Origin of the sequence: Dactylosporangium siamense (assembly GCF_016862795.1) — a bacterium.
In the GTDB taxonomy this organism is placed as follows: domain Bacteria; phylum Actinomycetota; class Actinomycetes; order Mycobacteriales; family Micromonosporaceae; genus Dactylosporangium; species Dactylosporangium siamense.
This window is the reverse complement of record NZ_BONQ01000039.1, coordinates 17,650-29,653: the sequence shown is the minus strand read 5'-3', so window position 1 is coordinate 29,653 and position 12,004 is coordinate 17,650. Positions and strand designations below refer to the sequence as shown.

Sequence of the window (12,004 nt, the reverse complement as noted above, 5' to 3'; positions counted from 1 at the left end):
GAAGGCCGGTGAACGAAGGCCGGTGAACGAAGGCCGGTGAACGAAGGCCGGTGAACGAAGGCCGGTGAACGAAGGCCGGTGAACGAAGGCCGGAACTGATCAGATGCCGGACTCGGCGCCGATGGTGGTGTCGGTGCCGTGGCCGGTGTGCACGACGGTGTCGCTGGGCAGGGTCAGCAGGCGGGTGCGGATCGACGCCAGGATCGTCGGCTTGTCCGAAAACGATCGGCCGGTGGCGCCGGGGCCGCCCTGGAAGAGGGTGTCACCGGTGAAGACGACGCCGAGGGACGGGGCGGAGAGGCAGACGGCGCCGGGGCTGTGGCCCGGGGTGTGCAGGACGGTCAGGTCGGTGCCGGCGACGGTGATGACCTGACCGTCCGCGAGCGTCGCGGACGGCTCCAGGTCGGGGTGGCGCATATGCCACAGCGGCAGGTCCCCGGGGTGCAGCAGGATCGGCGCGCCGGTGCGCAGCGCCACCTCCGGGGCGGCGTCGATGTGGTCGTCGTGGCCGTGGGTGCAGACGATCGCGAGCAGGTGCCGGGAGCCGACGGCGTGCAGGATCGCGGCGGCGTCGTGGGCCGCGTCGATGACGACGGCCTCGGTGTCGTCGCCGACGATCCAGACGTTGTTGTCGACGTCGAACGTCTCGCCGTCCAGCGAGAACGTCCCAGAGGTCACCAGTCGTTCGATCCGCACCATAGGTCGAGTTTAGAGACCCGGGAACTTCCCGTTGCGGAACAGGTCGACGAAGATCTGGTGGTCGGCGCGGGCCCGGGCACCGTAGGAGTGGGCGAAGTCGACCAGGGCGTCGACGAAGCCGTCCTCGTCGCGGGAGATCGCGGCGACGATCGCCTCCTCGGTGGAGAAGTTGACGAGGTCGTGGCTGGACTCGTCGTCGGCGACCGAGTGCATGCGGGCGGTCGCCCGGCCCAGGTAGTTCACCACGCTGGTCAGGTCGGGCAGCTCGTTGACGTCGCTCCAGTCCAGGTCCGCGGCGTAGGGCGACACCTCGGCGACGACCTGGCCGACGCCGCGCAGCTCGGTGTAGCCCGCCCACGCGTCCGCGTGCGCCTGCAGGGCCCGCTGCGACTCGCTGGTGCGGTGGCCCTGGTGCTTGAAGTAGGCCTTCACCTTCGGGTCGGTGATCCAGCGGGACACCGCCGGGGTCTGGCCCTGCTTCATATAGATGATGACGTCGTTCTCCAGGGCCTGCGTGTGGCCTTCGAGGAGGACGTTGTACGAGGGCAGCCCGGCCGAGCCGATCCCGACGCCCTTGCGCATCACGACGTCCTTGATGGAGTACTGCGGCGAGCGGGAACCGTCCCACGACGGCAGCGTCGGCAGGTACGCCTCGAACGCCGCCTCGACCTCGGCGCGGGTGGCCGGGTCGACGAGGTACACGCCGTCGCTCATCGCGAAGCGGCGGTCGTAGTCCTCGATCACGGTCTGCTCGTCGAGGAGGGCGACCCGGGTGTTGAGCCGGGCCCGCTGCAGCACGTCGCGCAGCACGCCGTCGGTGGTGTCGAGGGTCAGCGACCCGATCGCCTCCTCACCGCCGGCCGCGATCGCGCGCAGCTCCGACACGTACGTGCGGGCGTAGCCGGCGACCAGGTCACCGATCACGGTGTCGGAGAGGGCCTTCGCGTAGCCGATGAGCGCGACGCTCGCCGCGAACCGCTTCAGGTCCCAGATGAACGGCCCGACGTAGGCCTCGTCGAAGTCGTTGACGTTGAAGACGAGGACGCCCTCGGAGTTGAGGTAGGTGCCGAAGTTCTCGGCGTGCAGGTCACCGTGGATCCACACGCCGGAGGTCCGCTCGTCGAGGAACGGGTCGGCGACGCCGTTGAGGTCGGCGTAGTAGACGCAGGCGCTGCCCCGGTAAAACGCGAACGGCGTGGCGGCCATCTTGCGGAACTTGCGGCGGAAGGCGGCGGGGTCCTGGGCCATCAGCTCGCCGAACTCGGTCACGAGCACGTCGACCAGCTGATCGGCCCGCTGCTGGGAGTCAACCATTGATCAACCGTAAGCACCCGCCGCAACCGGCGCGCGCACAATGGCGCAATCACGACAGGCGGAACTCCGAAGCGGTTGATACCCTCAGCGCCCACCGGATCTTCCCCGCCCGAAGGACCTCTGTGACCGCCCTGCTCGTCGTGCTCGTCGTCGTGCTGCTCGCTGCCGTGGCGGTCCTCACCGCGGTCCTCCTGCGCCGCCGCCGACCGCCGCAGGGGCCGGCGAAGGCGCAGGACCCGTTCCGGGACACCGACGCCGACGTGCTGCGCGGCGACCCGCGCAGCCTGGCCGCGGGCGACACGGTGGAGATCAAGGGGCAGGCGTACACCGTGCGCGGGAGCCTGCACTACACCGAGCAGTCCTGGGGCTGGGCCGAGCACCTGCTCGACGACGCGGCCGGCGGGCCCAAGGTGTGGCTGTCGGTGGAGGAGGACCCCGACCTGGAGCTGGCGCTGTGGCACGAGGTGCCGTCGGCGACGGTGAGCCCGGGCGCGGCGACGGTCGACTTCGACGGGCGGCGCTACACCAGGGACGAGTCGGGCACCGCCCGGTTCGCCTCGACCGGCACGACCGGCCTGCACGCCGCCGGGACCGCGAAGTACGTCGACTACGCCGCGGCCGACGGGGCGCTGCTGTCGTTCGAGTCCTACGCCGGGCCCGGCGAGGCCGACCGGTGGGAGGTCGGGCGCGGCGAGCCGCTGCGGCGCGCCGAGGTCCGCGTCTGGTCGCGGGGCAGCTGAGCGTGCTCGTCACCCTGGACACCCCGTACACCGACACGACCGCCGCCGATCTGCGGTTCGGGCTCGGCCTGCCGCCGCAGCCGGCGCTGCGCTCGATGCGCGTCACGCTGCCGGCCGGCGTCGTCGTCCTGCGGCTGCTGGGCGCGTCCCACCAGGTGCGGTTCGAGCCGCACGCGCCCGGAACGGCCCTCGTCGACGAGACCGTCGCGTGCCTGCCGGCGGTCACCGCGCGGCTGCCGGAGGCGTTCGAGCGGCCCGGCTACCGCTTCGCCGCGACCGTCCGGCGCCTGAGCGTGGCGGACTTCGACGCCGCCGCCGCCGACCTGCGCCGCCGCGCCGCGGTCGAGGAGCACGTCCTGGCCGGGGTGTTCCCCGGCGACCGCGACGCCCTGACGGTCCTCGCCGCCCGGGCCGTCCCCGGCGGCGCCGCGTGGTGGACCGCGCACGCCTACCCCCAGACCGGCGAACTGGTCACGACCGAGACGACGGTGACATCCGCATGAAGCGCATCTGGTACGTCCTCGCCGCGAGTCTCGCCTCCATCGGGCTGATCATCGGCGGGTTCACGGCCTGCTCCGGCAACTTCTCCCCGACGTCCTACGTCGCCAAGCACTACAGCCGCGCCGCGTCCCGCGACATCGGCACCGACGCCCGCGCCTACACCAGCGCCAAGTCCCCGACCAGGGTCGCGGACGAGATCACCCGCGCGTGGTCGCCGGCCGGTCGCTACGCCGACGGCACCGGCGTCTACCTGCGCTACTCCAACGACTCCGTCGTGCTCACACCGAACGGCACCGGCACGCTGATCCTCGTCGAGGGGCTGCGGACCGCGTACCGCCGCTACTCCGGCGTGGTGGGCAACGGCTGGATCGGCCGGGGCGACGGCAACAGCGGCCGCGGTGGCGGCCCCGGCTCCGGAAAGTAGACCGACATGCTCGATCTCGTCACCGACCTGGCGGTCACCCTCGGCTACGCCGCGGTCGGCATCGCCCTCATGGGGATCGGCGCCGTCCTCGTCGACCTCGCCACCCCCGGGTCGCTGCGGCACCTCATCTGGCACGAGCGCAACGCCAACGCCGCGATCCTGCTCGCCTCCAACCTCGTGGCCGTCGGCACCATCGCGACCACGGCGATCGTCGCCAGCGACGGGGACTTCCTGCGCGGCATCGGCTCGACCGCCGGCTACGGGCTGATCGGGCTGCTGGTGATGACGGTCGCGTTCGTCGTGCTGGACCTGGCGACCCCGGGGAAGCTCGGCGAGCTGCTGGTGCATCCCGAGCCGCACCCGGCGGTGTGGATCAGCGCCGTGGTCCACGTCGCGGTGGGTGCGATCATCGCCGCGGCGATCCTCTGATGAGCGCACCCCAGGAGCCGGAGAAGCCCGCTTTCGCACTGCCCGCCGCGGCGCCGGAGGAGCCTGCATTCGCACCGCCGGCCGTGGTACCGGTGGAGCCTGCTTTCACACCGCCGGCCGTGGTACCGGTGGAGCCCGCGCCCGCACCGAAGCCGGCGTTCGCCCTGCCACCGGATCCGGCCGGGTCCCCGGAGCCACCGGTCTCCGGGGTGCGGGAGCAGCCCGGCTTCGCGGCGCCCCCGCCGCCGGTACCACAGCAACCGGCGGTGCCACAGCAGCCGGCACTGGCCGTACCCCCGCCGCAAACGCCTGGCACGGCAACTCCCGCGACCCGGTCGGGCGGGCTGCACAAGGGGTGGCTCGTGGGGTTCGTGGCGCTCGTCGTCGTGGTGTGCGGGGTGTCGTGCTACGGCGCCTTCGGCGACTCCGGCACCGGGGTCGACGTGCCCGTCGCCGCGGACCAGCAGTCGGTCGTCGACGGGCTGGCCAGGGCCACCGCGGCGCACGGCATCTGCTACGGCTGGCGGCTGCAGAGCTCCGCGTCGACGGTGAACGTCGGCTCGAACCTCGGCGTCGGCAAGGCCGTCACCGACGACCCGGCGAAGTGCCCGAAATACGTCGAGGTGCAGGCCAACGTCCGCTACTACCCGGAGAGCAGCGAGTCCGAGGACTCCGCGACGTACTCGATCAGGAGCACCCTCGGCGGCACCGGCCGCCTGGACCCGGCCGCGTTCGATCGGCTCGGCGCCGGCACCGGCCGGCTCCTGGACGACCCGTCGACCACGATCCTGATCGCCGCCGACGCGCTGCCGCTGCTCACCCAGGAGGCGGGCCTGGCGCCGACGCCCGTGCCCGTGCCCGCCGCGACCGGCAGCGTCGCACCCGTCGCGACCGGCGGCAGCGACTTCTTCCGCGACCGGTGGGTGCTGCTCAGCGTCGCCGGCGGGCTGCTGCTCGTGGCCGCGGTCGCGCTGCTGCTGGGCATCCGCTCGTCCCGCCCGCCGGCTCCGTGACCCGGTTCCGGCGCACCGCCGTCCTGGCGGCCGTGTTCGTCTGCGCCGCCTGCGGCCTGGTGTACGAGCTGGCGCTCGTCGCCCTCGGCAGCTACCTGATCGGCGACACGGCCGCGCAGGCGTCGATCGTGCTCGGCGTGATGGTCTTCGCGATGGGCATCGGGGCCCTCGCCGCGAAACCGTTGCAGGGCCACGCGCTCGTCGCGTTCGCGTGGATCGAACTGCTGCTCGCGCTCTTCGGCGGGCTGTCGGTCCTCGGGCTGTACGCCGCGTTCGCGTGGCTGGACCTGTACGCGCCCGCGCTGGTCGCCGTCGCGCTGCTGCTCGGCGCGCTGATCGGCGCCGAGATCCCGCTGTTGATGGTCCTGTTGCAGCGCATCCGGCGGCAGGACGCGGGCAGCGCCGTGGCGGACCTGTTCGCCGCCGACTACGTCGGTGCGCTGCTCGGCGGGCTGGCGTTCCCGTTCCTGCTGCTGCCGGTCTTCGGCCAGCTCCGCGGCGCCCTGGTCGTCGGCGTCGTCAACGCCGTCATCGGCGTGCTCGTGGTCTTCGCCGTCTTCCGGCGTGACCTGAGCCGCCGCGCCGGCGCCGCGCTGACCGGTGGCGCGCTCGCGGTCCTCGCCGTGCTCGGCTTCGCGTTCTGGGTGTCCGCGCCGTTCGAGGTCACCGCGCGGCAGCAGCTCTACGCCGACCCGGTCGTCTACGCGACCCACAGCCGCTACCAGGAGATCGTCCTCACCTCCTCGCTCGACGGCGCCGACGTGCGGCTGTTCCTCAACGGCGACCTGCAGTTCGCCTCGATCGACGAGTACCGCTACCACGAGGCCCTCGTGCATCCGGTGCTGGCCGGCACCCGGGGCCGGGTCCTGATCCTCGGCGGCGGTGACGGCCTGGCGCTCCGTGAAGTCCTGAAATATCCGGACGTATCGTCCGTGACGGAGGTCGAGCTCGACCCCGCCGTCATCGCGCTCGCCCGGACCGACCCGCGGCTGCGGGCGCTCAACGCCGCCGCGTACGACGACCCGCGCGTCCACCTGCTCAACCTCGACGCCTTCGCCTGGCTGCGCGACGGCCCGCCGCAGTTCGACGCCATCATCGTCGACATGCCCGACCCGGACGAGACGGCCACCGCGAAGCTGTACTCCGTCGAGTTCTACGCCATGGTCCGCCGCGCCCTCGCCCCCGGCGGCCGGGTCGTGGTGCAGTCCGGCTCGCCGTACTTCGCGCAGCGCTCCTACTGGTGTGTGGAGGCGTCGCTGCGGGAGGCCGGGTTCGCGACGTCGCCGTATCACGTGGACGTCCCGTCGTTCGGCGACTGGGGCTTCTTCCTCGCCGCCGCCGACACCGCCCCCGCCCTCTCGGTGGCGCCGCCGGCCGCGCTGCGCTTCCTCGACGCCGACGTGCTGCGGGCGGCCACGACCTTCCCCGTCGACCGCCGCCGGATCTCCGTGCCACCCTCCACGCTGATGGACCCACGCATCCTCGAATACGCGCGCGAAGAGTGGAAGGGCTACTGACTCGGATACGCGCGCGAAGCGTGGAAGGGCTTACTGACCGTTCGGCGGTCAGCGCAACCGGCCCACCTGCTCTACGCTGCCGAACTTGTGACCGTCCTGTCGATGCCGTGCGAACGCTGCGGCCAGCCCGGCTACGCCGCCGGCGCCGAGTTGCTGTGCGCGACCCACGGCGGGGTCCCAGACGCCGACGAGGTGCGGGCGCTCGTCGACGCCGGCGGGCCGTCGCCGCTGTGGCAGGTCGCCACCGCCGGGTTCGTCCTGCTCGGTGTCGCGCAGGTGGGGCTGCAGGCGGTCAACATCTGGGCCCTGCGCCGCGCCGACGCCGCCCACCTCGGCCTGCTGCCCGGCGCCGAGGACACGTTGCGCGCCGCGACCGAGGCCGGGCTGATGGCCCGGGACGGGCTCTGGGCGTGCCTCATCCTGTTTCTGCTGTGGTTCCTGATGATCGGCGTGGTCGCCGACCGCCTCGGCTTCGACCGGCGCGCGGTCCTGCGGCACTGGACCATCCTCGTCGGGCGCGTCGCCCTCGTGCCGACCCTGGTCTTCGCGGCCCTGTCGGGTCGGCCCGACGGGGCGGACTGGGAGACCGGCAACGCGATCGCCGCCTCCTGCGCCCACATCCTGACCACCGGACTGCTGGTCGCCTACGCCGTGATCGTGTGGCGCCGGCTGCGCCCCGCGCCGCTGCCCGACCTGGTGTGAGCGTCAGCGGGCGGGCTGGCGCATCCACCACTCGGTGAACTCCCGGCACTGACCGACGCCGTCGAGGCGGATCAGCCACAGGTTGCTGAACGTCCATTTCGGGTACGTCGTGACCCCCTGCACGACGCTGAGGTCCGGGCCGACCGTCACCGGATGCCAGGTGAACGTCGTCGTGCCGGGCCGGTCCTTGCGCGCGAGCCACCGCCGCACGATCGTCTCCCGGCCCCGCCACGGCTCGTCGAACGGCGCCGGGTAGTACGCCGCGTCCAGCGCGAACAGGTCCCCGATCTCGGTGGGGTCGTTGCTGGCCCACGCCCGCACATAGCCCGAGACCCAGCCGGTCACCGCCTCCAGATCCGTCATGGCACCTTCCTACCGCATCGATGTTTCCGCGGCATCCGGTGCGGCCGCGTTCGGATTCGTTCGGGATCCGGGTGCGCGACCGGGCGGTGCCGGATCGTCGTCGGTGAGCACGTTGCAGGCCGACAGGAGGACGTAGATGGGAACGGGTGTCAAAGCGTTGGGCCGGGTGGCGCTGGCCGCCGCGGTGGGTGTCGGTGCCGGGTCGATCACCTCGGCCCCCGCCTGGGCGGGGCCGTCCGCGGCGGCGGCGGGCCGCTGCGTCATCCAGCACGACCTATATCAGCAGCCGGTGGCCGCGGTCGTCGCCTACGCCGACGGGGAGGGCTGCCCGACGCCGGCGCATCCGGAGGGCAGGCAGGTGTCCCTGCAGGTGTGGCGCGACGACGTGCTGGTCGCCAGCATCTCCGGCAGCATCGCCCCGCACTACGAGTTCTACTGCGTCTCCACGACACCCACGCGGTGGCGGACCAACTGGGACCCGGAGATCACGCTCAACTGCGGCTGAGGGGGACGCAGTTGACGGCGGCCCCATCCGCCCCCGGGTGGGGCCGCCGCGGTCATTGCGGCGCGCCGGTCTCCACCACGGCGCGCAGTTCGAGCGCGTCGGGGGTGCCCAGCTCGGTGTGCAGGCGCAGGGCCCGCCGGTAGTGGTGCCCGGCCCGGACGCTGTCGTCCAGGACCTGGTGGGCGCGGCCGAGGCCGGTGTGGGCGCGGGCCCGCGGATACGGGTCCTCGGAGATGCCGAGGGCGGCGGCGTGGAACGTGACCGCCTCGGACGGGCGGCCGAGTGCCTGCGCCGCCTCGCCGAGGCCGATGAGCGCGCTCGCCTCGCCGTCCCGGTCGCCGGTCTCCCGGAAGACCTCCAGGGCCCGCCGGTGATGCTCCATGGCCTCGGCGGGCCGGCCGAGGTGATGGTGGAGGGCGCCGAGGCTGTCGGTCACCCACGCCTCGCCGAGGCGGTTGGCGAGCTGCCGGTAGAGCATCAGCGCCTGCTGGAGGTGCGCCCGGGCCGGCCCGTGGTCGCCGCGGCGGACCTCGGCCTCGCCGAGGATGCTCAGCACCCACGCCTCGCCGGTGTCGTCGCCGGCCTGCCGGAACAGTGCCAGGGCGCGGTCGTGGTGCGCCGTCGCCGCCTCCGCGCGGCCGAGCCGGGCCTCCAGCTCACCGAGGTTGCCGAGCACGTGCGCCTCGCCGGTCCCGTCGCCGGCCCGCCGGAACAGCGCGATGGCCTGCTCGTAGCCGTCCACCGCCGAGGTGTACCGGCCGAACTCCGTGTCGATGACGCCGAGGTTGGTCAGCGCGCGGGCCTGCCCGACCGGGTCGGCCACGTCCTGGAAGAGGTCCAGCGCTTCCCGGAGCAGGTCCGCGGCCGGTCCGGGCCGGCCGACCGCCAGGTGCGTGACACCCAGGTTGGTCAGCGCCAGGGCGTGCCCGGCAACGTCGCCGGCGCGCCGCGCGGCGTCCCGGGCGTGGCCGTGCACGACGAGGGCGTCGCCGAGGTGCCCGCCGGTGAGGTAGCGGTACAGGACGGCGGCCAGCCGGACGGTGTGGCCGGGCCAGCCGTGGGCGGCGGTGTGCCCGGCGACCGCGACCAGCCCGGGTCGCTCGATGTCCAGCCAGGTCAGCGCCGTGGCCGGGTCGTCCAGTGCGGGCAGTGCGGCGCCGGGCGGTGGCACGTGCGGCCGCCGGTGCGCCTCGGCCGGGTGCCGGACCTCCATGGCCCGCGCCGCGGCCGCCAGGTAGTAGTCGAACAGCCGGGTCAGCGCGGCGCGGCGGTCGGCGGGGGAGTCGTCGTCACCGGAGCGGTTCGCGGCGTACGCGCGGATCAGGTCGTGCATGGTGTAGCGGCCGGGCGCCGCCTCCTGCAGCAGGTGGTCCCGGCACAGCTCGCGCAGCCGGTCGTGGGCCGCGACCGGGTCGGTGCCGGCGAGGGCGGCCGCGGCGTGCGCGTCGACGTCCTGCCCGGGCTGCGCCGCGACGAGCCGCAGCAGCCGTTGCCGGTCGGCGGGCAGGTCCCGGTAGGACAGGTCCAGCGCCACCTGCACGCCGCCGTCCAGGTGCCGCCGCTCGTGCCGCTCGTCGAGCCGGTCGGCGTGGTCGGTCAGGGTCCAGCCGGGCTTGGCCCGGATGTGCGCGGCGACCAGCCCGAGCGCCAGTGGCAGGCGCCCGCAGCGGTGCGCGACGCGGGCCGCCGCGCCGGGGTCCGCGCCGGCGGGGACGTGCGGCGCGGTGGCCGTGAGGAACGTCAGGGCCTCGGCGGCGGTGAACACCTCGAGGGTCATCCGGGTCGCGCCGGGCACGGCCAGCCGGCGCCGGCTGGTGATCAGCACCGGGATGCCGTCGCCCGGCAGCAGCGCACGGACCTGGTCGGCACCGGCGGCGTTGTCCAGGATCAGCAGGGTCCGGGTGCCGGCCAGGTGCTCGCGGAACGCCGCGGAGCGGGCCGGCAGGTCGTGCGGGACCTGCTGGCCGGGGACGCCGAGCAGGCGCAGGAAGCCGTCGAGCACCGCACCCGGCTCGGCGGGCGGCTGGCCGGCGTCGGGATGGAACCCGCGCAGGTCCACGAACAGCACCCGGTCGAACGACAACCCGTGGGCGGCGTGCACGGCGAGCCGGGTCTTGCCGACCCCGGCCATCCCGGTGATCACCACCGGGCGGGCGGCGCCCTCGCGGACGGCCGCGCGCAGCAGGTCCAGCTCGGCGTCCCGGCCGGTGAACGCGGCCAGGTCCGGCGGCAGCGTGTCCCAGACCCGGACCTGCGCGGCGGCCAGGGCCTGCCCGCCGACGACCTGCAGCGCCTGCCGCCACTGCGCGGTGTAGCCGGGGTCGGGGTGCAACGCGGCGACGACCGTGACCACGAGGTCGGCGTTCAACCGCCGCCGGCCGGACCGGAAACAGTCGACGATCGTGGTCTTGCCCGGCAGCTCGCCGGGCGGGCGCCCGGCAGCGGTCCAGGCCGCGTCGACCCGGTCCTTGATCCGCTCGAACGACGGGTCGCCGGCCCAGACCTTCAGCTGCCGCAGCCGCTCGACGAGTTCGCCGACGGTGCCGGCCGCACCCGGGTCCGGCGGCGCTACGGACATGCCGCCTGCTGCTGCGGGGATGGCATGGCATCGACTGTAGTCCAGCACGCGTAGGCTCTTGCCTGTGGCCAGGTTCCTCGACGTGCACCCCGACAACCCGCAACCGCGGCTGCTGCAGCAGATCGTGTCGATGCTGCGCGACGACAGCCTGATCGCCTATCCGACGGACTCCTGCTACGCGTTGGGCTGCCAGCTGGGCAGCCGCCCGGGGCTGGAGCGGATCCGTGACATCAGGAAACTGGACGACCGGCACCACTTCACGCTGATGTGCCGGGACTTCGCCCAGCTCGGGCAGTTCGTGCAGATCAGCAACTCGGTGTTCCGCCTGGTGAAGGCGGTGACCCCGGGCAGCTACACGTTCATCCTGCCGGCCAGCCCCGAGGTGCCGCGCCGGCTGCTGCACCCGAAGAAGCGCACGGTCGGGGTCCGCATCCCGGAGCACACGGTCACCCAGGCGCTGCTCGCGGAGCTGGGTGAGCCGCTGCTGTCCAGCACGCTGCTGCTGCCCGGCCAGGACGAGCCGATGACGCAGGGCTGGGAGATCAAGGAGCTGCTCGACCACCAGGTTGACGCCGTGATCGACGGCGAGTGCGGCGTCGAGCCGACGACGGTCGTGGACCTGTCCGGCGACGAGCCCGAGATCCTCCGCGTCGGCGCCGGCGACCCCGCCCGCTTCGAGTAGGCCCCGGCGGTGCTGCATCACGTCGAGCTGTGGGTGCCGGACCTGGCCCGGGCGGTGCGCAGCTGGGGCTGGCTGCTCGGCGAGCTCGGCTGGACGCAGTTCCAGGACTGGGACGCGGGGCGCAGCTGGCGGCTCGGCGCGACCTATCTCGTGGTGGAGCAGTCGCCGGCGTTGACGGCGGACCGGCACGAGCGGTGCCGGCCCGGGCTCAACCATCTGGCGTTCCACGTCGAGGGCCGGGAGCGGCTCGACGCGATCACCGGTGCGGCGGGCGGGCACGGATGGTCGTTGCTGTTTCCTGACCGGCACCCGTATGCGGGTGGGCCGGAGCATTACGCGGCATATCTGGAAGACGCCGACGGGTTCGAGGCGGAGCTGGTAAGTAGCCGCTGAACTGTCGTGGACCCGACAGTTCAGCGTCCCGGGAATGCGGTGCATGCTTGCCGCCGCACCGCTAGCGGTATCGCTGAAAATTGGCCGACCATTTTTGGTTTACGGCCCGATCGGCCAGGTTCGACGGCATACTGAGGACGGCCT

14 protein-coding genes are annotated in these 12,004 nt (G+C 73.3%); 10 read left to right on the top strand and 4 right to left on the bottom strand.

Translation table 11 applies throughout. From position 1 onward, the window contains the following. Window positions 1-99 precede the first annotated feature (99 nt). Window positions 100-699, bottom strand: a complete 600-nt coding sequence (locus Dsi01nite_RS13355) for an MBL fold metallo-hydrolase (RefSeq protein ID WP_203846443.1) — start codon at window positions 697-699, stop codon at window positions 100-102. 9 nt (window positions 700-708) lie between these two features. Then, window positions 709-2,013 carry a DUF2252 domain-containing protein gene (locus tag Dsi01nite_RS13350; protein ID WP_203846442.1) on the bottom strand — a complete coding sequence of 435 codons (1,305 nt, stop codon included), beginning with the start codon at window positions 2,011-2,013 and terminating at the stop codon, window positions 709-711. A gap of 122 nt (window positions 2,014-2,135) precedes the next feature. On the opposite strand from Dsi01nite_RS13350, the gene Dsi01nite_RS13345 reads away from it, so the two are divergent. The 7 genes from Dsi01nite_RS13345 to Dsi01nite_RS13315 all read left to right on the top strand — a co-directional run bounded on the left by Dsi01nite_RS13345 (window position 2,136) and on the right by Dsi01nite_RS13315 (window position 7,339). Beyond that, window positions 2,136-2,753, top strand: coding sequence for a DUF4178 domain-containing protein (locus Dsi01nite_RS13345; protein WP_203846441.1), 618 nt, complete (start codon window positions 2,136-2,138; stop codon window positions 2,751-2,753). A gap of 2 nt (window positions 2,754-2,755) precedes the next feature. Further along, the gene (locus Dsi01nite_RS13340; protein WP_203846440.1) at window positions 2,756-3,256 is read left to right on the top strand and encodes a DUF2617 family protein; all 501 of its coding nucleotides are present in this window, start codon (window positions 2,756-2,758) and stop codon (window positions 3,254-3,256) included. Then, window positions 3,253-3,678, top strand: coding sequence for a DUF4247 domain-containing protein (locus Dsi01nite_RS13335; protein ID WP_203846439.1), 426 nt, complete (start codon window positions 3,253-3,255; stop codon window positions 3,676-3,678). The genes Dsi01nite_RS13340 and Dsi01nite_RS13335 overlap by 4 nt, the downstream gene beginning before the upstream one ends. A gap of 6 nt (window positions 3,679-3,684) precedes the next feature. Beyond that, entirely contained in the window at window positions 3,685-4,107 is a 423-nt protein-coding gene (locus Dsi01nite_RS13330) for a DUF350 domain-containing protein (protein WP_203846438.1), read from the top strand. Further along, entirely contained in the window at window positions 4,107-5,120 is a 1,014-nt protein-coding gene (locus tag Dsi01nite_RS13325; RefSeq protein WP_203846437.1) for a hypothetical protein, read from the top strand. Before Dsi01nite_RS13330 ends, Dsi01nite_RS13325 begins: the two co-directional genes overlap by 1 nt. Beyond that, window positions 5,117-6,637: a polyamine aminopropyltransferase gene (locus Dsi01nite_RS13320; protein WP_203846436.1), complete on the top strand. Its 1,521-nt coding sequence runs from the start codon at window positions 5,117-5,119 to the stop codon at window positions 6,635-6,637. Before Dsi01nite_RS13325 ends, Dsi01nite_RS13320 begins: the two co-directional genes overlap by 4 nt. An 87-nt stretch (window positions 6,638-6,724) precedes the next feature. Further along, the gene (locus Dsi01nite_RS13315; RefSeq protein ID WP_203846435.1) at window positions 6,725-7,339 is read left to right on the top strand and encodes a hypothetical protein; all 615 of its coding nucleotides are present in this window, start codon (window positions 6,725-6,727) and stop codon (window positions 7,337-7,339) included. 3 nt (window positions 7,340-7,342) lie between these two features. Here Dsi01nite_RS13315 and Dsi01nite_RS13310 read toward each other — a convergent pair whose 3' ends face one another. Further along, the gene (locus Dsi01nite_RS13310; RefSeq protein ID WP_203846434.1) at window positions 7,343-7,702 is read right to left on the bottom strand and encodes a nuclear transport factor 2 family protein; all 360 of its coding nucleotides are present in this window, start codon (window positions 7,700-7,702) and stop codon (window positions 7,343-7,345) included. 136 nt (window positions 7,703-7,838) lie between these two features. On the opposite strand from Dsi01nite_RS13310, the gene Dsi01nite_RS13305 reads away from it, so the two are divergent. Further along, window positions 7,839-8,207 carry a hypothetical protein gene (locus tag Dsi01nite_RS13305; RefSeq protein WP_203846433.1) on the top strand — a complete coding sequence of 123 codons (369 nt, stop codon included), beginning with the start codon at window positions 7,839-7,841 and terminating at the stop codon, window positions 8,205-8,207. A gap of 52 nt (window positions 8,208-8,259) precedes the next feature. Here the strand turns inward: Dsi01nite_RS13305 and Dsi01nite_RS13300 are convergent, their stop codons facing one another. Next, complete coding sequence (locus Dsi01nite_RS13300) at window positions 8,260-10,785, bottom strand: ATP-binding protein (protein ID WP_203846432.1); 2,526 nt, start codon at window positions 10,783-10,785, stop codon at window positions 8,260-8,262. Window positions 10,786-10,849: 64 nt separating this feature from the next. On the opposite strand from Dsi01nite_RS13300, the gene Dsi01nite_RS13295 reads away from it, so the two are divergent. Together Dsi01nite_RS13295 and Dsi01nite_RS13290 are read left to right on the top strand one after the other, a co-directional pair. Further along, window positions 10,850-11,467: an L-threonylcarbamoyladenylate synthase gene (locus Dsi01nite_RS13295; protein WP_203846431.1), complete on the top strand. Its 618-nt coding sequence runs from the start codon at window positions 10,850-10,852 to the stop codon at window positions 11,465-11,467. A gap of 9 nt (window positions 11,468-11,476) precedes the next feature. Beyond that, window positions 11,477-11,860: a VOC family protein gene (locus Dsi01nite_RS13290; protein WP_203846430.1), complete on the top strand. Its 384-nt coding sequence runs from the start codon at window positions 11,477-11,479 to the stop codon at window positions 11,858-11,860. Window positions 11,861-12,004: the final 144 nt, after the last annotated feature.